Raw genomic sequence first — 19,636 nt, forward strand, 5'->3', positions numbered from 1 at the left:
AACGCCCTGGTGATCGAACAATGCCCGCGCGCCGCCGCACAAGAAATGCTGAGAGAACCGCGTTCGAGGGCACGGCGGCGCGCAATGCATCAATTCTTTCAGACATTTGCGCTTGCGCGCCCGCGCGGCGGCGATATCGTCATGCCATGGACCATATCGAAGTTTTCCAGCGCCTCGGCGTCGCACTTGCCATTGGCCTGCTCGTCGGCGTCGAGCGGGGCTGGCAGGAACGCGAGGTTCGCGCGGGCGGCAGGACGGCGGGTATCCGCACCTTCGGTCTCACCGGCTTTCTCGGCGCAATAGCTGGAACACTTCAGTCCATGACCGGCCCCCTTCTGCCTGCAGTAATCGCGGTGCTTCTGGGTCTCATCTACATCGCCGGCAAGTGGCAGGAGACGAAGGAGGACGAAGACTACAGCATCACCTCGGTCGTGGCCGCCCTTGTGGTGTTCGGGCTCGGCGTTCTGGCTGCCGTCGGCGACATCGTTACCGCGGCTGCCGGCGGCGTCGCAACGACAGCAATTCTTGCGGCTCGCCACAGCCTGCACGGCTTTCTTAGAGGGTTAACGTGGGTTGAACTCCGCTCCGCCTTGCTGCTGCTTGCGATGACCGTGATTGCACTGCCACTGCTGCCGGACGAGGCGCTCGATCCCTGGGGCGCGCTCAATCCTTACTCGCTGTGGCTGTTGACGATCACCATCGCAGCCCTGTCTTTTGCCGGCTACATGGCGATTCGATTGATGGGCACCGGCCGTGGCGTTCTGTTGGCGGGGGCTGCCGGCGGGCTTGTCTCGTCGACCGCCTTGACGCTGTCTTTCGCCCGCTATTCGGCGGAAGCGCCCGAGGGTGCACGGCACCTTGCGGCAGGCGCAGGTATTGCCGGCGCCCTCTCCTATGCGCGCGTCCTCGTCATCGCCAGCGCCCTCTCCTTCACCATGCTGGCGCCGCTCGCGTCCGCGCTCGTCCCGGCGATCATCGGTTTCATGGCGGCCGGCCTGTTCTCGGTGTGGCGTTCCAAGACTGCGACCGAGGCGCCGGAGATCGACCTGAAAAACCCCTTCGAGCTCAAGACCGTCATCTCCTTTGCGGCGCTGCTCGGTCTCATCAGCCTCGTGTCGAAGATGGCGATCGACTATGTCGGGCCATCCGCGCTCTTCGTCGTGGCGGCGATCTCCGGCCTCGTCGATGTTGATGCCATCACGCTTTCCACCGTACGCCTCGTAGGCTCGACGATCGACGTGACGACGGCGGCCGATGTCATCCTGATCGCCGTCGCGGTTAATACGGTGACGAAGGTGGTGCTTGCCTTCACGGCCGGGAGGCGGGAATACGCGATGGCGCTCGGCGAAGCGTCGGCGGTGGCGGTCGTGCTCGGCGCCGTAGGCTATTTCGCGGCGCGCAGCTTTCTGCCTGCCTGAGCCGATTGCACCAACGCGAGCCCAGAAAAAGAAGCGTGGATCCAGCGCCTACGATATTCGTGCGATATCGGCGGGCAGCATCCGCTGATAAAGCGCAATCGTGGCCCGTCCGTCCGCATCATCCAGTGAAATCGCGTAACGAACGGCCGCTGCCAGAAGCTGCATGGTAAGCCTGGCAATGGCGAGAAGCTCGCCCTTGCTACGTTCCGGCTCCAGCTTTGCGAGAACGGAAAACAGCGCCTGAGCGTGAAACTCCATGTCCTCGCCATCGACCTCCTGCAGCAACCGATCAGCCTGGGTGGCGACCCATATGTCGCGCATCACGGGCTCCTGCCGGAAAAAACCGTAGTACTGGTCGGCAATGTTGCAGAGCGCCTGCCGCAGCGTTGCGGCATCCGTCGCCGTTGCAAGCTCAGCCCCGACGCAAGCCCTGCCCTGTTCGTTGAAGCGTTCGGCAAGTGTGCGGATGATCGAACTCTTGTCCGGGAAATACTGGTAGAGCGCCCCGAAGGATAGCTCAGCCCTTTCAACGATCTCACTCATCCTCAGCGCATCGCTGCCATTCTTCTCGATCAGTTCCAGCGCCACCGAAAGGATCTTCTCGAAACGCTCCCGGCCGCGCTTCTGCTGCGGAATCCGGCGCGGCTGGCCGGTCGGTTCCGGCTGTCTTCTGCGCCTAACGGCAACCTCTTCGCCCATTCCACTCTCCATTTTTCACTTGACGAATAAAATAGGAGAGTTTATCTCATTTTGCAAATGAGAGACTTTCTCTTATTTAAACCGGAGGAGTGGTCCCATGCAGAATTCCGAAATCATCGTCATCGGCGGCTCGGGCAAGACAGGCGGCCGCATCGCAGACCAGCTGGCGAAGCGAGGGCTCACCTTCCGCTTTGCCTCGCGTTCCAGCGCGCGTCCATTCGATTGGGAAAAGCGGGCAGACTGGGCCGCGACGCTCGCCGGCGCAAAGAGCGCCTATGTGAGCTTCCAGCCTGACCTTGCCGTATCATGGGCCGCTGATGCGATTGGTGCGCTCGCCCGCACAGCGATCGACTGCGGCCTTAGCCATATCGTCCTGTTGTCGGGCCGCGGCGAAGAGGGTGCGCAGCGCGCCGAGGAGGCGCTCAAGGCGTCCGGCATCGACTACACTATTCTGCGAGCATCATGGTTCTGCCAGAATTTCAGCGAAGGCGCCTTTGCCGAGCAGGTCGCTGCAGGCGAACTGGCCCTTCCGGCGGGTGCTGTGAAGGAACCCTTCATCGATACCGACGACATTGCCGACGCGGCCGTTGTGGCGTTAACCGATGCCAGCCATGTTGGCAAGACCTACGAACTGACCGGTCCACGCGCGCTAACCTTCCGCGAGGCGGTCGCCGAGATCGCTGAAGCATGCGGCAGGGATATCGCCTATCAGCAGATATCCATGGCAGAGTTCAAGGAGGGACTTGCTGCCGCTGGGCTGCCGAAAGACATGATCGACCTGCTCGAAGAGCTCTTCACGCAGGTGCTTGATGGCAGAAATTCGCGGGTTGCGAATGGGGTCGCGGAAATTCTCGGCCGCCCCGCCAAAGATTTCGGCGACTATGCACGCGATGCTGCTGCCAATGGAACGTGGAGGGTATGACAATGACACTTGTTCTCAGTATCGCTTTGGCGGCTGCGGCGATCGGCAGCGGCCTTGTTGCCGGCATCTTCTTTGCCTTCTCAACCTTTATCATGACGTCGTTCGCCCGCATTCCCACCGAACAGGGCATAGCGGCGATGAACTCCATCAATGTCACGATCGTGCGCTCGCCCTTCATGCTGCTTTTCGTACCGACCGTGGTCCTGTGCCTCGTGATCGCTGCCGTCGCGTTCTTCAACTGGCGCGGTGGCGTCAGCGTCTGGATGCTCTCCGGCGCAGTGCTTTACGTCTTTGCATCGTTCCTCTCCACGATCGTCTTCAACGTGCCGATGAACGACGCGCTGGCGAAAGTCAGCGGCAGCGGCGCCGAGGCCACCGCGCTCTGGACGGCCTACCTCAAGGATTGGACCTGGTGGAACCACGTGAGGACGATTGCTTCGCTCCTCGCCTCGATCGCCTTCGTGCGCGCCTTGATGCTCGTGTGAAATAAGGCGGGAGGGGATACCTCCTCCCGCCTGGCGACATTACATCCGTTCGCAGAAGGTGAGCCGGTTATTGAAGGGGTCGATTACCTCCATTTCGAGGCCCCAGGGCGCCTCCTGCAGGCCGGGCTTCATGTAGCGATATTGCTTGGCCGCGAGCTCGCACTGCAAGACACGAACACCAGTGACGGGCACGAAGGCGCGGGCGCCGGGGCTGGCGTCGCCGGAATGTTCGCTGAGATGCAGGATCATGCCGCTTCTCGACACCTGGCAGTAGAGCGGGAAATGATCGCCGAAGCGGTGCTCCCAATCCAGCGCGAAGCCGAGAAATCCGCAATAGAACTCCTTCGCCTTGTCGACGTCGAAGATGCGGAAAATCGGGATCGGCGGCTGAATGGCAATCGCGGGCGTTGCCGCTTCCTGCTCTTCAAGCTTGGCCGAAAGGATATTCCACTGATCGAACCCGAACTGCCGGGCAACGATCTCCAGGGTTTCACTATGGGTGAAGTCTATGTCGCGGGTAGCCAGAGCCTGCCGCAGAGCTTTCGCCATGAGTTTGGCGTCGCGAAAATCGCGCATGATTCATTCCTTACGTTGGCGGCAAACAGGATGATCAGTGCCCGCGTCTGCTGACCCGTTCGCCATCAATCGCCAAACGGCAAGGGATGTGAAGGATATATCTGGATGCATTCACCATCGCGCTTTCGCGCCGCGGGGCGGCTGGCCGCATCCGGCCGACGGCGACAATAGGCGAGCTGAGTTTTTCGATCAAGAGCCGGTGCGAGCCGCACCCGCCGGCACAGAATGGAGATGGCTTGCGAGCTCGATTCGGTTCCGGCCCGCGCGCTTGGCGGCGTAGAGCGCCTTGTCTGCGGCATTCAGCATGGCGTCAAAATCCATCGGCGTGGAGCGCCCCGGCGCGACACCGACACTGACCGTGCATGTGAGTGTTTCGTCGTCGAGGTAGATCTCGCGGCCGGCAAAAGCTTTGCGGATGCGCTCGGCCACCATTTCGGCGCGGCCAGGCATGATCTCTTTCACAACCAGCGCAAACTCCTCGCCGCCGAGGCGCGCGGCGGTATCACCGATTCTGCAATTCGCCGCGAGCTCAGCTGCGAAAACCTTCAGTACACGGTCGCCTCCGGCGTGCCCAAAGGTATCGTTAATGGACTTGAAGTGATCGAGATCGAAGATCAGCACTGCGGTTGCCGATCCCATCAGACCCTGCCCGTAGCGATCGAAAAGCGCACGGCGATTCACGAGCCCGGTCAGCGGATCCGTCATGGCATCCAGACGGTGCCGCGCGGCGAGCCGCCACTGGTGAAGTGCCAGCGACAGGGCACCGATGCCGGTCATGCTGGCGATGCAGATCGCAAGGCTCAGATCCTCGGCCCAATTGCTCGGCGCAACGCCCAGCTCCATCTTTCCATCGGCGATCAGGACGGCCGCGCACAGGACGAAGGAAATCGCCGTCAGGCAATAGAGGACGGTAATTCCGGTCAGAGGCGCCGGCGCCTCTTGCCGCGCCCGCCAATACTGATAGGCGGTAGCGAAGAGCATGGCAGCGATCGCCGCATTTTCGGCGATAAATGCGAGCCCATCATAACCGATCAACAGCGGAGGAATGGAAACGAGCATTGCCACCAGGGCGCAGGCGACGGTGGCTCGCAGCGCCAGTCCGCCAGTGCGAAACTGGCAACCGGCGCCCCAGACAGTTGCAAAGCCGGCATGGAAAAGTACGAACGAGACAACGGCAAACACCACCACCGGATCATCGACATACATGCCGTAAGCAATGATGCCGCTGACGATGAGAACGAGGCCCAAAGTGCAGGTTAAAAGAAAAGTCTCGGAGCGGCGCACAAACCAACTGCCCAGCGACGTAAGGGCAAGACACGTGGTCGAGACAGCAAGCGCCATCAAAAGGGAATTGTAATCAAGCGTCATGCTTTAGAAATCGCGATGGCCGTCGCGCCCCCATTCGTGCAAAGCCTACGGGTCTGCTATGACGAATGTCTTACTTATTTCGTTAAAAATTCATGCATTTAGATCAGCGATGCCGCAGGCATAACATATCGCTGCAGCCCTCAAAGAAGAGCGGCAGTAAACATTCCGTGATGACAAAAGATCTTTAGCGCTCAACGTCCCAATGGAGCGGGAACATTGGATCGAAAACGGTAACCACGCCTGCGCCGGTTTCGACCTTGCTCGGAAAACTGACGGGGCTATCACGCTTGACCAGCGTTATTCTTTCTTCGTTGACCGGCAGGCCATACCAGGCGGGTCCGTTCAACGACGCGAATGCTTCGAGCTTGTCGAGCGCGGTTTCCTGTTCGAAGACATGCGCAAGGCAACTCATCGTGTTGATCGAGGTATAAATGCCGGCGCAGCCGCAGGCACATTCCTTCAAGGGATCGACGTGCGGGGCTGAATCCGTGCCTAGAAAGAAGCGCTGATCGCCGCTCGTTGCGGCGGCGCGAAGGGCAAGGCGGTGGTTCTCGCGCTTGGCGACCGGCAGGCAATAGTAATGCGGGCGAATGCCGCCGACCAGGATGGCATTGCGGTTGATGATCAGATGGTGCGTCGTGATCGAACCTGCGAGATTGCCCCTTGCAGACTTGATGTAGTCGACGCCGTCCTTGGTGGTCACGTGCTCCATCGTGACCTTGAGTTCGGGCAGGCGTTTGCGGAGCGGATCGAGCACGGTTTCGATGAACACCGCTTCACGATCGAAGATGTCGACGTCAGGTGTCGTCACCTCGCCATGAACGCAAAGCGGCAGGCCGATCCTGGCCATGCGTTCCAGCACCGGCATCGCCTTCTCGATATCGCGCACCCCGCCATGCGAATTGGTCGTGGCGCCGGCGGGGTAAAGCTTGACGGCGGTAATTAGCCCGCTCGCCTTGCCGGCCTCAACGTCATCGGGATTGGTGTGCTCCGTCAGGTAGAGCGTCATCAGCGGCTGGAACTTGTCGCCCTTCGGCAGCGCCGCCATGATGCGACCGCGATAGGCTTCGGCGTCCGTTGTGGTCACCACCGGCGGCACCAGGTTCGGCATGATGATTGCGCGAGCGAAGTCGCGGCTCGTATCACCGATCACCCCTTCCAACATGGCGCCGTCACGCAGATGCAGGTGCCAATCATCGGGACGACGGATGGTGATCGATTGCATGCGCTGAAACTCCGCGGGCTGGCCTATAAGGTTCAGCCCTGCGCATTATCACCCCAACGCGCTGCATGGCAAACATTTTACCCACCGTTTCAGGCGGGCGCGCCGTATTCATTGAAGCCGGGCGTGCCACGGCTGACATACCAGACGAGAAGAACGATCCAGCCTACCAGCGGAATGACGCCGACCAGAATCCACCAGCCGGAGCGGCCGATATCATGGAGTCGCCGAACCGCGACGCCGAGGCCGGGAAGCAACACGGCAAGACCGTACAGGGCGCCAAGTATTTCGTAACCGAAGAGGACCTTGTCCAGAAAGGCCAGGATCAGTGAGGCGATGACGTTGAAGAGCGCAAACCACCAAAATTCGGGGCGGCCGGCGCGGCCGCTGAAGACGGCGTATTTCGAAAAAACTGTCGAGACTGCTTCCGTGAAACCCATGCGCTCTCCCTCCAGGCATTCCGCTGATAAAGCAGAAGTTGCATGAGGATAAACCTGCAACGATTCCATCACGCGCTGCAAGTCCAGTACTTCAGCGGGAACAGCGGACAGATCAGGCTATGTCGAGCGTCACATCCGCCCTGCGGCGGTTGCCGAGGATCAGCTGGCCATTAGGCAGATCATTGCCGTAGACCTTGGCGCTCGCTTCCTCCTCTGTCAGCCTGTAGCCGCGCCAGCGCGCCCACAGCCGCTCCTCGAGCACCTCGATCGGCGGCGCCAGCATGACCGAGTAGTCGAAGATGCCTTCGAGTTCGGCCCATTTGCCTTGGCTGAACAGCAGGTAGTTGCCCTCGACGATGATGAAGCGATGCTCCGGCGAAACGACACGCGCCGAGGCGATGGCTATCTCGCGGGACCGGTCGAAGACCGGGATCAGGACTTCCTGGTCGGCAGGGCGTACAGCCCGGATGATATCCAGGAAGCCTCGAACGTCGAAGGTTTCCGGGATACCCTTGCGCGCCAGAAGACCGCGTTCGATGAGGATGGCATTGTCCATATGGAAGCCATCCATCGGCAGGACCTCGGCCGTTTCGCCCCTGGCTTTCAGGGCATCGGCAAGATTGTCTGCCATGGTGGACTTGCCAGCGCCGGGGGGACCGGCAATGGCGATCAGGAAGCGTTTGATATCGCCGGCGCGGTCGATGACCTCGCCGGCGATTTCGTCGATCGTGACGCTCATGCGGCGACCGGCTCCGTCGGCACGGCTTTGGCGCCGGTCATGAAAGCAACGGCGTCGGACATCGTGTATTCCTTCGGATTGATGACCGTCAGACGGCGGCCAAGCCGATGAATATGAATGCGGTCGGCGACCTCGAAAACATGTGGCATGTTGTGCGAGATCAGCACGATCGGCAAACCGCGCGAGCGTACGTCGAGGATCAGTTCCAACACCTTGCGGCTTTCTTTGACGCCGAGTGCGGCCGTCGGCTCGTCCATGATAACGACCTTCGATCCGAAGGCGGCGGCGCGCGCCACGGCCACACCCTGGCGCTGCCCGCCCGAGAGCGTTTCGACCGCCTGGTTGATGTTCTGGATGGTCATCAGGCCAAGCTCGGAGAGCTTGGCGCGCGCCCGCTTCTCCATCGCCGGGCGATCGAGCATACGGAACCAGCTGCCGAGCAAGCCAGGTTTCCTGATCTCGCGACCCAGGAACATGTTGTCGGCAATCGATAGTGCCGGCGAAAGCGCGAGATTCTGGTAGACGGTCTCGATGCCCGCCTCTCGCGCCTCCATGGGGGACTTGAAGTGGACCGGCTTGCCCTCCAGCGTAATCTCGCCCTCATCGGGAGTGATCGCGCCAGATATGGCCTTGATGAGCGACGATTTGCCAGCACCGTTGTCGCCGATCACAGCGAGAATCTCGCCGGGATAAAGGTCGAAATCGGCATGATCGAGTGCGGTGACGCGTCCGTAGCGTTTGACGAGCCCGCGAGCCGAAAGAAGGGGTTCGTTTGCCATGTTACACCGACACCTTTCTGATCCACTGGTCGATTGCGACTGCGGCGATGATGAGCACGCCGGTGAGCAACACCTTCCACTGCGGATCGGCGCCGAGCATGTTGAGGCCCATCGAGACCACGCCAACGATCATCGCGCCGAACAGGGTGCCTAGGATCGAGCCGCGACCGCCGAAGAGCGAGATGCCGCCGATCACGGTCGCCGTGATGGCCTGCAGGTTATAATCCGTCACCGCGGACGAGGGAGAGATCGAGCCATTACGGCCGATCGAGACCCAGGCTGCGAAGGCGGCAATGATGCCGGAGACGGTATAGACCGTCAGCAGCACACTCTTGGCCTGGATGCCGGAGAGCTTGGCCGCTTCAGGGTCGTCGCCGACGGCATAAACGTGGCGGCCCCAGGCCGTGTGATTGAGGATATACCAGAGCACAAGAACGAGCAGCACCATGGCGATGACGCCGAGAGTAAGCACGGCGGTGCCCAATCTGAAGCTGATCGCAAAGAAATGTAGCAGCGGCGCCTGCGCATCGACATCGGTGTCGCGGATCGTTTCGTTGGCCGAATAGATGAAGTTCGTCGCCATGACGATGTTCCAGGTGCCGAGCGTTACGATGAACGGCGGCAGCTTCACATAGGCGACGAGGAAACCGTTCAGCAAGCCACAGAGACCGCCGACAAGCATCCCGGCCAGCACAGCGATCGGTGTCGGAATGCCGTAAGTGATGGCGCAGTTGCCCATGATGACAGCCGAAATGACCATGATGACGCCGATCGAAAGATCGATGCCGGCAGTCAGGATGACCAGCGTCTGTGCAGCACCGAGAATGCCGACGATGGCGATCTGCTGCAAGATGAGCGTCAACGTGTAGGACGAGAAGAACCGTCCGCCGAGCGCGAAGCCAAAGATGATGATCGCCAGCACCAGCACGATCAGCGGCACGGCGGCCGGGGTCGAATGCAGGAAGTGCTGCGCACGTTTCACAAATGGTACGCTTTGGTGTTCGAACGACGCGACGTTCTTGTCGCTGCCGTCAAGCACCCGTTCGAATTCCTGTGCTCCGGTCATTGTTCCTCCTCCGCTTTCGCGCCAAACCGCGCGCGGAAAGCCCCTGCCCCTTATCACGCCGGTCTTCGTTCGCCGGTTTCTCAGGCAGCAGCTATGGTCAGTCGAAACCGGCCGAGGATCAAGCCCCGGCCGGCGCTAGATTCATATCGTGAGACTTAGCCCCAGCACTTGTCGGTGCCGACCTTCGTGTCGATTGACTCGAGGCCAGAGACCGGCTTGTCGGTGACAAGCGAAACGCCGGTATCGAAGAACGACTTGCCTTCGGTTGGCTTCGGCTTTTCACCGCTGTCGGCGAACTTCTTGATCGCCTCGATGCCGAGCGAAGCCATCAGCAGCGGATACTGCTGGGAGGTGGCGCCGATGACGCCTTCCTTGACCGACTGGACGCCTGGGCAACCGCCGTCAACCGAGACGATCAGGACGTTCTTTTCCATGCCGACAGCCTTGAGGGCCTGGTAGGCGCCAACTGCGGCTGGCTCGTTGATCGTGTGAATGACGTTGATGCTCGGATCCTTCTGCAGAAGGTTTTCCATCGCCTTGCGGCCGCCTTCTTCGTTGCCGTTTGTCACGTCGTGGCCGACGATGCGCGCATCGTCTTCGTCGCCGATCTTATTCGGGTCCTTGGTGTCGATGCCGAAGCCCATCATGAAGCCCTGGTCACGCAGAACGTCGACAGTCGGCTGCGATGGCGTCAGGTCGAGGAAGCCGACCTTGGCATCCTTTGCCTTGTCGCCGAGCGTTTCCTTGGCCCACTGGCCGATCAGCTTGCCGGCGAGCAGGTTGTCAGTTGCGAAGGTTGCGTCGGCAGCGTCAGCCGGATCGAGCGGGGTGTCGAGGGCAATCACCAGGAGGCCGGCATCGCGGGCCTTCTTGACCGAGGGGACGATGCCCTTCGTGTCGGACGCCGTGATCAGAATACCCTTCGCGCCGTCGGCAATGCAGCTTTCGATCGCGGCAACCTGGCTTTCGCTGTCACCATCAATCTTGCCGGCGTAGGACTTGAGCGTCACTCCCAGTTCCTTAGCCTTGGCCGTCGCGCCTTCCTTCATCTTGACGAAGAACGGGTTGGTGTCGGTCTTGGTAATGAGGCAGGCGGAAACATCCGCGGCCATGGCCGGCGCCGAGAAGGCGACACCGAGGGCGAGCGCACCAAGCGCGGCGGAAAGCACTGATTTCTTCATTGAGTCCTCCCTGAGATTAGCCGACCCGCCCCCTGGCGGTGCCGGAATTGACGGGCACGAGAACCGCTGCAGTCTCGCCGACGGCCTCCTCCAAGCCGTTCCGTGCCGTTTGACGATGGCAATTAAGAGCGAAAGGAATTGCCTTGTCAATAAATAAATCCAATTGAATTATTAATTCTATATGGCATGCTCGATGAAAATAGGGCATAGGCCAACAGACGGGAGGAGTGGCCAATGTCGTCTTTGGACGGTCCGGTACATACGTCGGCTCAACCGCCTATTTTGAGTCCGGCAGGCGGCGCGAACCAAATCAGGGTGCGCGCCTATAACGAGCGGCTTGTGCTGTCGCTGGTGCGCCTTTACGGCTCCCAGTCGAAGGCCGATATCGCGCGGCGAACCGGGCTTTCGGCGCAAACAGTCTCCGTCATCATGCGGGCACTGGAGAAGGAAGGGCTGCTCTCCCGCGGAGAGCCGGTGCGTGGCCGGGTTGGCCAGCCGTCGATCCCGATGCGCCTCAATGCCGATGCCGTCTACTCGTTCGGCGTCAAGATGGGCCGACGCAGCGCGGACCTAGTGTTGATGGATTTCGTGGGCAAGATCCGCCTGCAGCTTCACCAGACCTATGCCTATCCGCTGCCTGACGTCTTTCTGGATTTCATCACTTCAGGGATCCGCGAACTCGAAAGCCGGCTCGACGAGAAGCAACGCGGCCGCATTGCCGGCATCGGTATCGCGGCACCGTTCGAGCTTTGGAACTGGGAAGAGGAAGTCGGTTCACCCAAGGGCGCGATGGATGTATGGCGCGACTTCGATCTCCACACCGAGATTGCCGCCCGCGTGCCCTACCCGGTCTACCTGCAGAACGATGCGACAAGTGCCTGCGGCGCAGAACTCGTGTTCGGCATCGGGCCGTCCTATCCCGACTTCGTTTATTTTTTCATCGGCTCCTTCATCGGCGGCGGCATTGTCCTCAATTCCGCGATCTTTTCGGGGCGCACGGGTACGGCTGGCGCCATCGGCCCACTCCCGGTGCGCGGCAAGAACGGCGAAACGCTGCAGCTGCTTGAAGTTGCCTCAATCTTCGTTCTCGAGAACATGCTGCGGGAGCGCGGCATCGACCCGCAGCCACTCTGGTATTCAGCCGACGACTGGATCGACTTCGGCGAGCCCCTGGAAACGTGGATCCAGGACACCGCCCGAGCACTCGCGCAGGCGATCGTCGCGGCAGCCTCGATCATCGACTTCAGCGCGGCCGTGATCGACGGCGGCTTTCCCGGATGGGTGCGAGAACGGATCGTGCAGGCGACCATCCACGAAGCAGCGATGCTCGATCTCCAGGGCGTCGTCATGCCCGACATCATCGAAGGCGCAATCGGAGCCCATGCGCGCGCCATCGGCGGCGCCAGCCTACCGATCTTCGCGCGCTATCTCACGGACCAGAACGTTTTATTCAAGGAGGTCGAAAATGCTGAAGGGACTTAACCCACTTTTGAGCCCGGAATTGCTTTCGACGCTGCGTGCCATGGGGCATGGCGACGAAATCGCTATCGTCGACGGCAATTACCCCGGCGTCGAACATGCACGGCGGCTGATCCGTCTTGATGGCCACGGCATCGTGGCCGTGCTCGACGCCGTTCTCAGCGTCCTGCCGATCGACGACTTTGTTACAGAGGCGATCTTCCGGTCGACCGTCAAGGCCGAGCGCGACAGGCTTGACCCGGTTCACGAGGAGATGATCGACTGCTGCGCCCGCCACGAGCCGCACCGACAGGTCGTGCCGCTCGTCGGGGCAGACTTCTACAATCGAGTACGGACCGCTCACGCCGTGATCCAGACCAGCGAACCGCGGCTTTACGCCAACATCATCCTGCGCAAGGGTGTCATCTATCCGGAGCGAGCGGGCGACCACGCCGTTGAAAAGGCAGAGGTCGACCCCTTCACCTATTGAGCGTCAGATCTCGCCGGCCAATGGCCCCCAGACATCCGTCAAGGCAAAACCGCCCGGATGCGGATCGAAGGGATCGAGTGCGACCTGCGAAAGGCCGAAGGTGAAACCGCGGCCCGCGATGGTCGGAATGATCGCGGGGCGACCGGCAACTTCGGTTTCCGCCAGCAATCCGACTTCGAACTCCGAACCGATGATCGAGCGCGACTTGAAGACATCGCCGACCTTTGCCTTGCCGCGCGCATGCCATGCCGCGAGATTGGCGGAATTGCCCGTGCCGCAGGGCGAGCGATCGGCGCGGCCCGGCCACATCGTGGTGCAGGTGCGAACGGTGCCGTCCGCCTCGAGGTCGCGGAACATGACGTAGGCAACGCCGGAGATTGCCGGGATTTCCGGATGGACAACCTCGATGCCGCGGTTGATCAGTTCCTTCAGGACCATGCCGGCCTGAACCAGGGCGGCAGCATTGCCCTTCTCGATTGTCAGATTGATCTGCCCGACGTCGACCAGCGCGTAGAAAATACCGCCGTAGCATAGGTCGACCTTGACCTTGCCCCAGTGCGGCGTGTCGATGTCCACGTCGAGCTCGTGCACGAAGGACGGGACCATGGTGAGCTTCACCTTCTCACATCGCCCGTCGCGGCAGGTCGCGGTCGCCTTGACGAGGCCGGCGGCCGTCTCCAGCGTGACAATGGTTTCCGGCTCCTTCATCTCGACGACGCCGGTTTCCAATAGCGCGGTTGTGACACAGATCGAGTTCGAGCCGGAGCTCGCATGCGCCTGGTCCGGCTGCAGGATGATGAAGGCCGCATCGGCATCCGGATGCTTCGGCGGCAGCAGCAGATTGACAGAGCCGATCGGCGCGCCGCGCGGTTCGAGGCAGAGGAAGCGGCGCAGTTCCTGGCCCTTCGGATCGGTGTTCAGCCAGTTCAGCTGCTCGGCGACAGTATTGCCGGGAATCTTTGGCACGCCGCCGATCGCGACCTTGCCGATTTCACCCTCGGCGTGAACATCCAGAAGCTGGATCGTGCGCTTCCATCTCATCAGTCAACTCCTCTCAAGCCTGCCGCGTGATGCTGGCGCAAATCAACACGAACGGCCTGATATATCAGATCACTGGCGATTGCCTACGGGATTTTTTCGCTCGGTAAAAGACTTCCCGACGCTGCCATGGCTCGCGGCAGTGTAGCGCAGTCCCGAGCAGATGGGCCAGCACAAGCGCCTGATCATGTGTGAGGGAGGCTGAAATAGAAAAGAGCCCGGTGCGGGAGGAGGTGCACCGGGCTCTTGATCCTGACTGACAACTGGGAGGAGGAGTGTTGTCAGTCCGATGAAGGAGCGCTGGGAGGAGGAGTGCGCTGCCTTCGAGATAAGAGATAGCCCATTGTTTCGATCAGGAATAGGGAGATTACCGCAATGCAGCAATGCGCCTCGCGCATATCTCGCCTATTATTGAAGCCTATTTTTGCGGCATTTTTGATCAGTTAGTCAATTTCTTAGGCGAAGCAGGCCAATCTGCGCAGGGGCGGCTCAAATACTACCAGACGGTGGCCGGACCGCGGCGCACCCACCGCAAAATATCGCCAAAAGTTGGAGGAAATCGATGATCGGAAAGGCGAGAGATCGTCCCGCCTTTCCCCTGGCCTAACGCGATCAATAGCCGTTGTCACAGGGCATGCTGCCATCGCCATTGGTGCCGCTGAACGTGTTCTGGCAGTAGGTTTGCCGTTGCATCGGCCGCACGGGCTGATTGCCGATCGAACCCGTTGTGCCGCCCTCGACGCCAAAGGCTGCCAGCGGATACCAATAGCCGTCCGGACCGCGGCGGGTGCCCGGGCGCTCGGTGCGTGTGCCACGATAGCCGTTCAAGTGGCCTGCCCGCTGACTGTACTGCACCATTTCCATGTTCGAGGCGCTTGGGAGCGGGACCGGCTGCACAGGCGCCGCCTGAACGGGAGTGATTGATGCGAGCGTGAGCAGAGCCCCTGCTGACAGGGCGGGAACGAAGCTGGAGATTTTCATGATAAATCCTCCTTCTGGATTTATCCGAGAAAAATGCGTTCTTTCGTAGCAAAGTTCCGCGATCACACGCAGCCTCCAGCAGTCGTGATCGGCAGCGACTGGGCGTGATCCGCAGGCGCTGATCTCAAGAACTGCTTGCTCCGTTCGGAGATGGTATCAAGCGATGCAGAGTCCGTCGGCAGCAATTCACTAGAACTTATCTATCGGCGATCCGGTATCCCTGGCTCGACAGGCACGTGACATACTGCCGGTGTGCGGCAGCGGTCGCGTTCGCTTCTTCCTGGGCCGGATCGATTGGATAGCCACCCATGCCGGCGCGCAGTTCGTATTGCTTCTTCGCCTCGCGATACATGAAATTGCCGTCGCCGACGCAAATGTGATGGGCGACAGCCGGCAGATTGAGAGGCGGGTCAAAGGGTGCTGCGACGGGCACGAGCGTCGGCGCATTGGCGTCGACGCAGCCGGCAAGCGTCACTACGGCCGCGCACAACGCAAACGCTCGCACCATACTCCTCAGCATATTCCCTCCGGCCATGCGCCATGAATCGCTGCACACGCGCAGCGCCGACCGCATCATGGCTTCGCAACATTGCGCCAAGCTCGCGGGCCGGCTATGCCGATATCGGCGGCATGGCGCTTTCACAACGGAGAGGCAACACTGAGGTGACCTCAACGAAGGTTCCGATCGATCGATCGAGCGGCCGCTAATGACCTTCTGCGAGCTGCCATCTCCTGACGCCGGCAGACATCGCTGCCCCCGTGACCGCAAGGGTTTTGAACAGAAGCGTCGTGCGCCTTCTCCCTTCGTTGTCGTGTCTCTTTCTCGCCGGTCAGGCCGTGCAGATGCTGGCAACGCCGACCTTTTGGAACAGCTGCGGTCTTGCAATTGCGGACGATGGATAGCTCGTCAGCTTCGCCCGGAACTCAGGATGTGTGAAAGCTGCGCGAAATGCTTCATTCGATTCCCACACCGCATAGTTCAGGTAGGCTGGGCTTTCGCCTATGGCGCGATGGAGTTGGGTCGAGATAAAGCCCGGCTGGCGCTTCATGAACTCGGCGTCGTCCTTCCAGACTTCGAGAAAGCGCTCTTCATCGGCCGCATCGAGTGTGAAGAGGTTGATGAGTACGACCGGCGCGGCTTCGATGGCCAGTTGGCGTTCGATAGGTAGTCTCTCGTCCATGGGCTTCATGTGGGACATTTCGGGCTCCTTCCAGGTTGTATGCATGATGTCAATTCGATACGATGAAGACATATTAACTTGACATAATAATGTCAATATAGATGGATGTTGCCAATGAGCGAAACGACCCGAAACCGGAAGGGCGATGCCTTGACCGACCTGATCCTCAGCCTGTTCAGAGCGAACAACCTGACCCTGTTGTGGGGAGACAGGCTAGTTGGGTCGTACGGGCTGACTAGTGCTCGGTGGCAGATTCTCGGAGCGATCGTGCACGCCGACCGGCCGCAGCCGGTGGCGTGGCTCGCCCGTGATCTCGGAGCTAATCGGCAGAATGTTCAGCGCATCGTGAATGATCTGCACCAGGAAGGGATCGTGGTGTTCGAGCCCAACCCGCACCACCGGAGGGCGCATCTCGTGGTGCTTACGGCGAAGGGACGCCGCGCCTACGAGTCCGCGATCAACGCGTACAACCCGAGGGTCGACGCGTTGGCTGAGGGCTTTTCACTTGAAGATATCAGGATAGCGCACCGCGTGATGGCGACGCTGCGAGCAAGACTCGAAGGAGAAATGGATGCTGAGAAGCACAACTAGCCGCTACGGCGCGATCCCCGTCACGATCCACCGGCTGGTCGCCATCCTCGCTATACTCGCGCTCGGTTCCAGGTTTCAGGCGGGCAGCGCGCTTGCCCCGGACACGAAAGCCTGCGCATGCACATCCCCGCAGCGATCATCGCCCTGCTGCTCACCGCGTTCCGCATCGTCTGGTGGTGGTTCTTCGATAAGAAGCCCGAGCCGGTGCAGGGATCGCTCCTGTGGCAGGAACGGCTGGCGCGCGGCGTTCACATTGCCTTCTACATTGTCATCCTCGGCATGATCGCAAGCGGTATCGGTATGATTGTGTTGAATGGTGCGGGACCCTTCATCTTCGGTGGAGCGGGCGCTGAACTGCCGAACGTCCTTTAATATCCTCCGCATATCCCGCACGGCCTCGGAGCCAACCTTCTGGTCGCTCTGCTACTCGCCCATGTCGGTGCAGCGCTCTACCACCATTACATCCGCAGCGACGGGTTGCTCTGGCGCATGTGGTACGGGCATTGATCATCGCAGCAGCATCGAAACAAACGGGGTGTTTTGCCACCAGCCAAAACAGACTCGCGAAGAGCGCCGCCCGCTCCATGCCGAGTCCTTTCACTGAAAACAGGCTTCGGTCCCACCTCTCACACAACTTGCGCGGCATAATGCCGGACCTCATACCCGCCCGGTCAATCCGAAGCGATTGCGGTAGTCACCCGGCGATAGCCCGGTGATTTTCTGGAACACTTTTCGGAACGCACCCGAATCCTCGTAACCGGCCGCAGCGGCGATCTGCTCGACGGTGCAATTCGAGAATTCGAGCATCTCGCGCGCCTTGCCGACCCGCAGATGCTGGCAATATTCGGTCGGCCGCAGGCCGGTCGCCTTGTGGAACCGACGAAGGAAGGTGCGCTCTTCCAGGCGGGCACGCTGCGCCATCGCCGCAAGTGTCACCCCGCGCGCGCCGCTCGCGTGCAACCAGTGCTGCACCTTTAGGATCTGCCCGTCGCCATGGTTCAGGCGTGGCGAGAAACTGCTGTAGCAGCGCTGCTCCCTGCCCGGCGGATCGACGAGGAGGTGGCGCGCGGTATCGAGCATGATGGTCGATCCCAGCAATCTTTCGACGAGGTTGAGACCGAGATCGGTCCAGGCCATCATGCCACCCGCGGTAATCATGTCGCCCTCGTCGATGATGAGTTTGTCGGTGTCCACCCGCACCTCGGGAAAGCGCTGCGCCAGCAAGTCCGCATAGACCCAGTGGGTCGTCGCCATGCGGTGTGCCAGAAGGCCCGTTTCTGCAAGAAGGAAGGCGCCGACGCAAACGGAGCTCAGCGTCGTTCCCTCGGCATGCCGCTCACGAAGCCATCGCGCCAGCGGACCGGCTTCCTCCGAGGTCATCGGCTCGCTGAAGCTTGGAGGCAGGACGAGGACGGTGGGCGACCCCGGAGTGCCGGGCACCGTATCGAAAACGCGCTCGATTGTCGCTGCGGTTTCTGTGCCGCGCCAATGGCTTACACGCAGGGCGGGGCCTCCCGACGGTTGCCGGACCGCTGCGAACCGATTGGCTAGGTAGAAGAGATCGGTAAGGCCGTAGACGGCTGCGAGCTGGACGTTCGGATAAAGCAGGATACCGATCTCGGCCGGCGCGTCGGTCTGGCTCATTTGTCAGTTTTGGCCTCGATAATGTCAATTTCGCCAATCCACACAATGCCGCTTCAGACGTAACTTGTCCATCAACGAACGGGGATCGTCCCCGGAAGGAATGAAAGGATACAAGGACATGAACAAGCGAGCCCTCATCGTCGTCGACATTCAGAACGATTACTTTCCAAACGGCAAGTGGCCGTTGAACGGTGCTGACGCAGCCGCCGACAATGCCGCACGGATGATCGCGGCAGCCCGCGATGCAGGCGATCTTGTCGTCCATATCAGACATGAGTCGGCCGGCGAGAATGCAGCCTTTTTCCTTGCCGGCTCGGAGGGTGCGCAGATTCACCCGAAAGTGCTGGACCGGCCCGGCGAAACCGTCATCGTCAAGAACCATGTCAACTCGTTCCGTGAAACTGATCTGAAGGCGACACTCGACCGCAATGGCATCGACGAGGTCACCGTCGTCGGCAGTATGAGTCATATGTGCATCGATGCCATCACGCGGGCCGCCAGCGATTTCGGGTACCGGGTAACGGTCATCCACGATGCCTGCGCAACGCGCGACCTCGAATTCAACGGCACGTCGGTCCCCGCCGCGCAGGCGCATGCGGCCTTCATGGCGGCATTCGCCTTCGCCTACGCCTCCGTGCTCTCGACGGACGAGGCACTGGCCGTACGCAGCGAACTGAGAGCCTCCGCCTAGCACGGCGATATCGGGCGCGTGTCAACCGCGCGCGGAGCACTGGAGAGCTTGTTCGACCGCCATCGCCCCATGGCGGTCATCAGCCAACGAACCGCAACAGGCATTTGCGGCCGCTCGCCGTTGACTTCGCAGGCGATGAGAGGAGAATACCTTTCATGCCTCGCCACGCAATACAGGGGGCGCCCAGATGACGATCGCAAGGAAACTTCAGGATTATATCGACGGTGAGGGTGTCGCCTACGACACCGTGCCTCATCATCGCACAGCGACAACCAGCCAATCGGCACAAGCCGCACATGTTCCGGGCAGCCGGCTGGCCAAATCAGTCGTCGTACATCATGAAATGGGATACGTCCTGGCCGTCGTTCCCAGCACACACCGGATCGAGCTCAGCACGTTACAGGATGTGATGAACAGACGCCTTGGCCTCGCCTCGGAAGATGAGGTCAGTTCGCTTTTCGCCGATTGCGACATTGGCGCAGTTCCGCCGATCGGATCGGCCTACAACGTGCCTGTGATCCTCGACGAAAGCCTCGGCAATGCCAGCGACATCTATTTCGAAGGCGGCGACCACAGGACACTGGTGCATATGAGCGGCCTCAGCTTTCGCAACCTGATGAAGGATGCGCAAATCGCCCGCTTCAGTCACCGACCGTAAAATCGTGAT

At 60.8% G+C, this 19,636-nt stretch carries 22 protein-coding genes and 1 pseudogene; 9 read left to right on the forward strand and 14 right to left on the reverse strand.

The genetic code is table 11. The annotated features are described in order from the left end of the window. The first annotated feature begins 146 nt into the window (after positions 1–146). Positions 147–1,418: an MgtC/SapB family protein gene (locus PMI09_RS27190; protein ID WP_007801956.1), complete on the forward strand. Its 1,272-nt coding sequence runs from the start codon at positions 147–149 to the stop codon at positions 1,416–1,418. Positions 1,419–1,466: 48 nt separating this feature from the next. On the opposite strand, the gene PMI09_RS27195 is transcribed toward PMI09_RS27190, so the two are convergent. Then, positions 1,467–2,117: a TetR/AcrR family transcriptional regulator gene (locus tag PMI09_RS27195; RefSeq protein WP_007801958.1), complete on the reverse strand. Its 651-nt coding sequence runs from the start codon at positions 2,115–2,117 to the stop codon at positions 1,467–1,469. Positions 2,118–2,214: 97 nt separating this feature from the next. On the opposite strand from PMI09_RS27195, the gene PMI09_RS27200 reads away from it, so the two are divergent. Both PMI09_RS27200 and PMI09_RS27205 read left to right on the forward strand, forming a co-directional pair. Next, the gene (locus PMI09_RS27200; RefSeq protein ID WP_007801961.1) at positions 2,215–3,039 is read left to right on the forward strand and encodes an NmrA family NAD(P)-binding protein; all 825 of its coding nucleotides are present in this window, start codon (positions 2,215–2,217) and stop codon (positions 3,037–3,039) included. After that, positions 3,036–3,524 (forward strand): anthrone oxygenase family protein, encoded by a 489-nt coding sequence (locus PMI09_RS27205; RefSeq protein WP_443216208.1) that lies wholly within the window; start codon positions 3,036–3,038, stop codon positions 3,522–3,524. The genes PMI09_RS27200 and PMI09_RS27205 overlap by 4 nt, the downstream gene beginning before the upstream one ends. A gap of 39 nt (positions 3,525–3,563) precedes the next feature. Here the strand turns inward: PMI09_RS27205 and PMI09_RS27210 are convergent, their stop codons facing one another. The 8 genes from PMI09_RS27210 to PMI09_RS27245 all read right to left on the reverse strand — a co-directional run bounded on the left by PMI09_RS27210 (position 3,564) and on the right by PMI09_RS27245 (position 10,895). Next, positions 3,564–4,100: a glyoxalase superfamily protein gene (locus PMI09_RS27210; RefSeq protein ID WP_007801964.1), complete on the reverse strand. Its 537-nt coding sequence runs from the start codon at positions 4,098–4,100 to the stop codon at positions 3,564–3,566. A gap of 189 nt (positions 4,101–4,289) precedes the next feature. Then, the gene (locus PMI09_RS27215; RefSeq protein ID WP_007801966.1) at positions 4,290–5,468 is read right to left on the reverse strand and encodes a GGDEF domain-containing protein; all 1,179 of its coding nucleotides are present in this window, start codon (positions 5,466–5,468) and stop codon (positions 4,290–4,292) included. 184 nt (positions 5,469–5,652) lie between these two features. Further along, the gene (pyrC, locus tag PMI09_RS27220) at positions 5,653–6,693 is read right to left on the reverse strand and encodes a dihydroorotase (protein ID WP_007801968.1); all 1,041 of its coding nucleotides are present in this window, start codon (positions 6,691–6,693) and stop codon (positions 5,653–5,655) included. An 89-nt stretch (positions 6,694–6,782) separates the two neighbouring features. Beyond that, entirely contained in the window at positions 6,783–7,130 is a 348-nt protein-coding gene (locus PMI09_RS27225) for a DUF805 domain-containing protein (protein ID WP_007801970.1), read from the reverse strand. Positions 7,131–7,242: 112 nt separating this feature from the next. Next, on the reverse strand, positions 7,243–7,869 hold the full coding sequence (locus PMI09_RS27230) for a nucleoside triphosphate hydrolase (protein WP_007801971.1): 627 nt from the start codon (positions 7,867–7,869) through the stop codon (positions 7,243–7,245). Continuing rightward, complete coding sequence (locus PMI09_RS27235; protein ID WP_007801973.1) at positions 7,866–8,648, reverse strand: ATP-binding cassette domain-containing protein; 783 nt, start codon at positions 8,646–8,648, stop codon at positions 7,866–7,868. Before PMI09_RS27235 ends, PMI09_RS27230 begins: the two co-directional genes overlap by 4 nt. A gap of 1 nt (position 8,649) precedes the next feature. Then, on the reverse strand, positions 8,650–9,714 hold the full coding sequence (locus PMI09_RS27240; protein ID WP_007801975.1) for an ABC transporter permease: 1,065 nt from the start codon (positions 9,712–9,714) through the stop codon (positions 8,650–8,652). Between the two features lie 155 nt (positions 9,715–9,869). Then, entirely contained in the window at positions 9,870–10,895 is a 1,026-nt protein-coding gene (locus tag PMI09_RS27245; RefSeq protein ID WP_007801977.1) for a sugar ABC transporter substrate-binding protein, read from the reverse strand. Positions 10,896–11,129: 234 nt separating this feature from the next. Here PMI09_RS27245 and PMI09_RS27250 point away from each other — a divergent pair, with 234 nt between their 5' ends. Both PMI09_RS27250 and PMI09_RS27255 read left to right on the forward strand, forming a co-directional pair. Then, complete coding sequence (locus PMI09_RS27250; RefSeq protein ID WP_007801979.1) at positions 11,130–12,377, forward strand: ROK family transcriptional regulator; 1,248 nt, start codon at positions 11,130–11,132, stop codon at positions 12,375–12,377. Then, positions 12,361–12,843 carry an RbsD/FucU family protein gene (locus tag PMI09_RS27255; protein WP_007801982.1) on the forward strand — a complete coding sequence of 161 codons (483 nt, stop codon included), beginning with the start codon at positions 12,361–12,363 and terminating at the stop codon, positions 12,841–12,843. The genes PMI09_RS27250 and PMI09_RS27255 overlap by 17 nt, the downstream gene beginning before the upstream one ends. A 3-nt stretch (positions 12,844–12,846) precedes the next feature. Here the strand turns inward: PMI09_RS27255 and PMI09_RS27260 are convergent, their stop codons facing one another. The 4 genes from PMI09_RS27260 to PMI09_RS27275 all read right to left on the reverse strand — a co-directional run bounded on the left by PMI09_RS27260 (position 12,847) and on the right by PMI09_RS27275 (position 16,061). Beyond that, positions 12,847–13,884: a 4-hydroxyproline epimerase gene (locus tag PMI09_RS27260; RefSeq protein WP_007801984.1), complete on the reverse strand. Its 1,038-nt coding sequence runs from the start codon at positions 13,882–13,884 to the stop codon at positions 12,847–12,849. Positions 13,885–14,493: 609 nt separating this feature from the next. After that, a complete protein-coding gene (locus PMI09_RS27265) occupies positions 14,494–14,862 on the reverse strand; it encodes a hypothetical protein (protein ID WP_007801986.1) in 369 nt (122 codons plus the stop codon). 196 nt (positions 14,863–15,058) lie between these two features. Next, a complete protein-coding gene (locus PMI09_RS27270; RefSeq protein ID WP_007801988.1) occupies positions 15,059–15,382 on the reverse strand; it encodes a hypothetical protein in 324 nt (107 codons plus the stop codon). A gap of 310 nt (positions 15,383–15,692) precedes the next feature. Beyond that, positions 15,693–16,061, reverse strand: coding sequence for an antibiotic biosynthesis monooxygenase family protein (locus tag PMI09_RS27275; RefSeq protein WP_007801990.1), 369 nt, complete (start codon positions 16,059–16,061; stop codon positions 15,693–15,695). 96 nt (positions 16,062–16,157) lie between these two features. On the opposite strand from PMI09_RS27275, the gene PMI09_RS27280 reads away from it, so the two are divergent. Continuing rightward, the gene (locus PMI09_RS27280; RefSeq protein WP_007801992.1) at positions 16,158–16,634 is read left to right on the forward strand and encodes a MarR family winged helix-turn-helix transcriptional regulator; all 477 of its coding nucleotides are present in this window, start codon (positions 16,158–16,160) and stop codon (positions 16,632–16,634) included. A 117-nt stretch (positions 16,635–16,751) separates the two neighbouring features. Continuing rightward, positions 16,752–17,141, forward strand: a pseudogene (locus tag PMI09_RS32450) (cytochrome b). A gap of 150 nt (positions 17,142–17,291) precedes the next feature. On the opposite strand, the gene PMI09_RS27290 reads toward PMI09_RS32450, so the two are convergent. Beyond that, on the reverse strand, positions 17,292–18,278 hold the full coding sequence (locus tag PMI09_RS27290) for a GlxA family transcriptional regulator (protein ID WP_007801997.1): 987 nt from the start codon (positions 18,276–18,278) through the stop codon (positions 17,292–17,294). Between the two features lie 118 nt (positions 18,279–18,396). Between PMI09_RS27290 and PMI09_RS27295 the strand changes: the two genes are divergently transcribed. Further along, entirely contained in the window at positions 18,397–18,969 is a 573-nt protein-coding gene (locus tag PMI09_RS27295; protein ID WP_007801999.1) for a cysteine hydrolase family protein, read from the forward strand. 187 nt (positions 18,970–19,156) lie between these two features. Then, positions 19,157–19,627 carry an aminoacyl-tRNA deacylase gene (locus PMI09_RS27300; protein ID WP_007802001.1) on the forward strand — a complete coding sequence of 157 codons (471 nt, stop codon included), beginning with the start codon at positions 19,157–19,159 and terminating at the stop codon, positions 19,625–19,627. Positions 19,628–19,636: the final 9 nt, after the last annotated feature.

The organism is Rhizobium sp. CF122, assembly GCF_000282035.1.
Taxonomy (GTDB): domain Bacteria; phylum Pseudomonadota; class Alphaproteobacteria; order Rhizobiales; family Rhizobiaceae; genus Rhizobium.

What these genes read in the sequence shown, in the direction of transcription:
- PMI09_RS27190 (WP_007801956.1), top strand. Translation starts at nt 147, where the DNA reads ATGGACCATATCGAAGTTTTCCAGCGCCTCGGCGTCGCACTTGCCATT.
- PMI09_RS27195 (WP_007801958.1), bottom strand. Translation starts at nt 2,117, where the DNA reads ATGGGCGAAGAGGTTGCCGTTAGGCGCAGAAGACAGCCGGAACCGACC.
- PMI09_RS27200 (WP_007801961.1), top strand. Translation starts at nt 2,215, where the DNA reads ATGCAGAATTCCGAAATCATCGTCATCGGCGGCTCGGGCAAGACAGGC.
- PMI09_RS27205 (WP_443216208.1), top strand. Translation starts at nt 3,036, where the DNA reads ATGACAATGACACTTGTTCTCAGTATCGCTTTGGCGGCTGCGGCGATC.
- PMI09_RS27210 (WP_007801964.1), bottom strand. Translation starts at nt 4,100, where the DNA reads ATGCGCGATTTTCGCGACGCCAAACTCATGGCGAAAGCTCTGCGGCAG.
- PMI09_RS27215 (WP_007801966.1), bottom strand. Translation starts at nt 5,468, where the DNA reads ATGACGCTTGATTACAATTCCCTTTTGATGGCGCTTGCTGTCTCGACC.
- pyrC (WP_007801968.1), bottom strand. Translation starts at nt 6,693, where the DNA reads ATGCAATCGATCACCATCCGTCGTCCCGATGATTGGCACCTGCATCTG.
- PMI09_RS27225 (WP_007801970.1), bottom strand. Translation starts at nt 7,130, where the DNA reads ATGGGTTTCACGGAAGCAGTCTCGACAGTTTTTTCGAAATACGCCGTC.
- PMI09_RS27230 (WP_007801971.1), bottom strand. Translation starts at nt 7,869, where the DNA reads ATGAGCGTCACGATCGACGAAATCGCCGGCGAGGTCATCGACCGCGCC.
- PMI09_RS27235 (WP_007801973.1), bottom strand. Translation starts at nt 8,648, where the DNA reads ATGGCAAACGAACCCCTTCTTTCGGCTCGCGGGCTCGTCAAACGCTAC.
- PMI09_RS27240 (WP_007801975.1), bottom strand. Translation starts at nt 9,714, where the DNA reads ATGACCGGAGCACAGGAATTCGAACGGGTGCTTGACGGCAGCGACAAG.
- PMI09_RS27245 (WP_007801977.1), bottom strand. Translation starts at nt 10,895, where the DNA reads ATGAAGAAATCAGTGCTTTCCGCCGCGCTTGGTGCGCTCGCCCTCGGT.
- PMI09_RS27250 (WP_007801979.1), top strand. Translation starts at nt 11,130, where the DNA reads ATGTCGTCTTTGGACGGTCCGGTACATACGTCGGCTCAACCGCCTATT.
- PMI09_RS27255 (WP_007801982.1), top strand. Translation starts at nt 12,361, where the DNA reads ATGCTGAAGGGACTTAACCCACTTTTGAGCCCGGAATTGCTTTCGACG.
- PMI09_RS27260 (WP_007801984.1), bottom strand. Translation starts at nt 13,884, where the DNA reads ATGAGATGGAAGCGCACGATCCAGCTTCTGGATGTTCACGCCGAGGGT.
- PMI09_RS27265 (WP_007801986.1), bottom strand. Translation starts at nt 14,862, where the DNA reads ATGAAAATCTCCAGCTTCGTTCCCGCCCTGTCAGCAGGGGCTCTGCTC.
- PMI09_RS27270 (WP_007801988.1), bottom strand. Translation starts at nt 15,382, where the DNA reads ATGCTGAGGAGTATGGTGCGAGCGTTTGCGTTGTGCGCGGCCGTAGTG.
- PMI09_RS27275 (WP_007801990.1), bottom strand. Translation starts at nt 16,061, where the DNA reads ATGTCCCACATGAAGCCCATGGACGAGAGACTACCTATCGAACGCCAA.
- PMI09_RS27280 (WP_007801992.1), top strand. Translation starts at nt 16,158, where the DNA reads ATGAGCGAAACGACCCGAAACCGGAAGGGCGATGCCTTGACCGACCTG.
- PMI09_RS27290 (WP_007801997.1), bottom strand. Translation starts at nt 18,278, where the DNA reads ATGAGCCAGACCGACGCGCCGGCCGAGATCGGTATCCTGCTTTATCCG.
- PMI09_RS27295 (WP_007801999.1), top strand. Translation starts at nt 18,397, where the DNA reads ATGAACAAGCGAGCCCTCATCGTCGTCGACATTCAGAACGATTACTTT.
- PMI09_RS27300 (WP_007802001.1), top strand. Translation starts at nt 19,157, where the DNA reads ATGACGATCGCAAGGAAACTTCAGGATTATATCGACGGTGAGGGTGTC.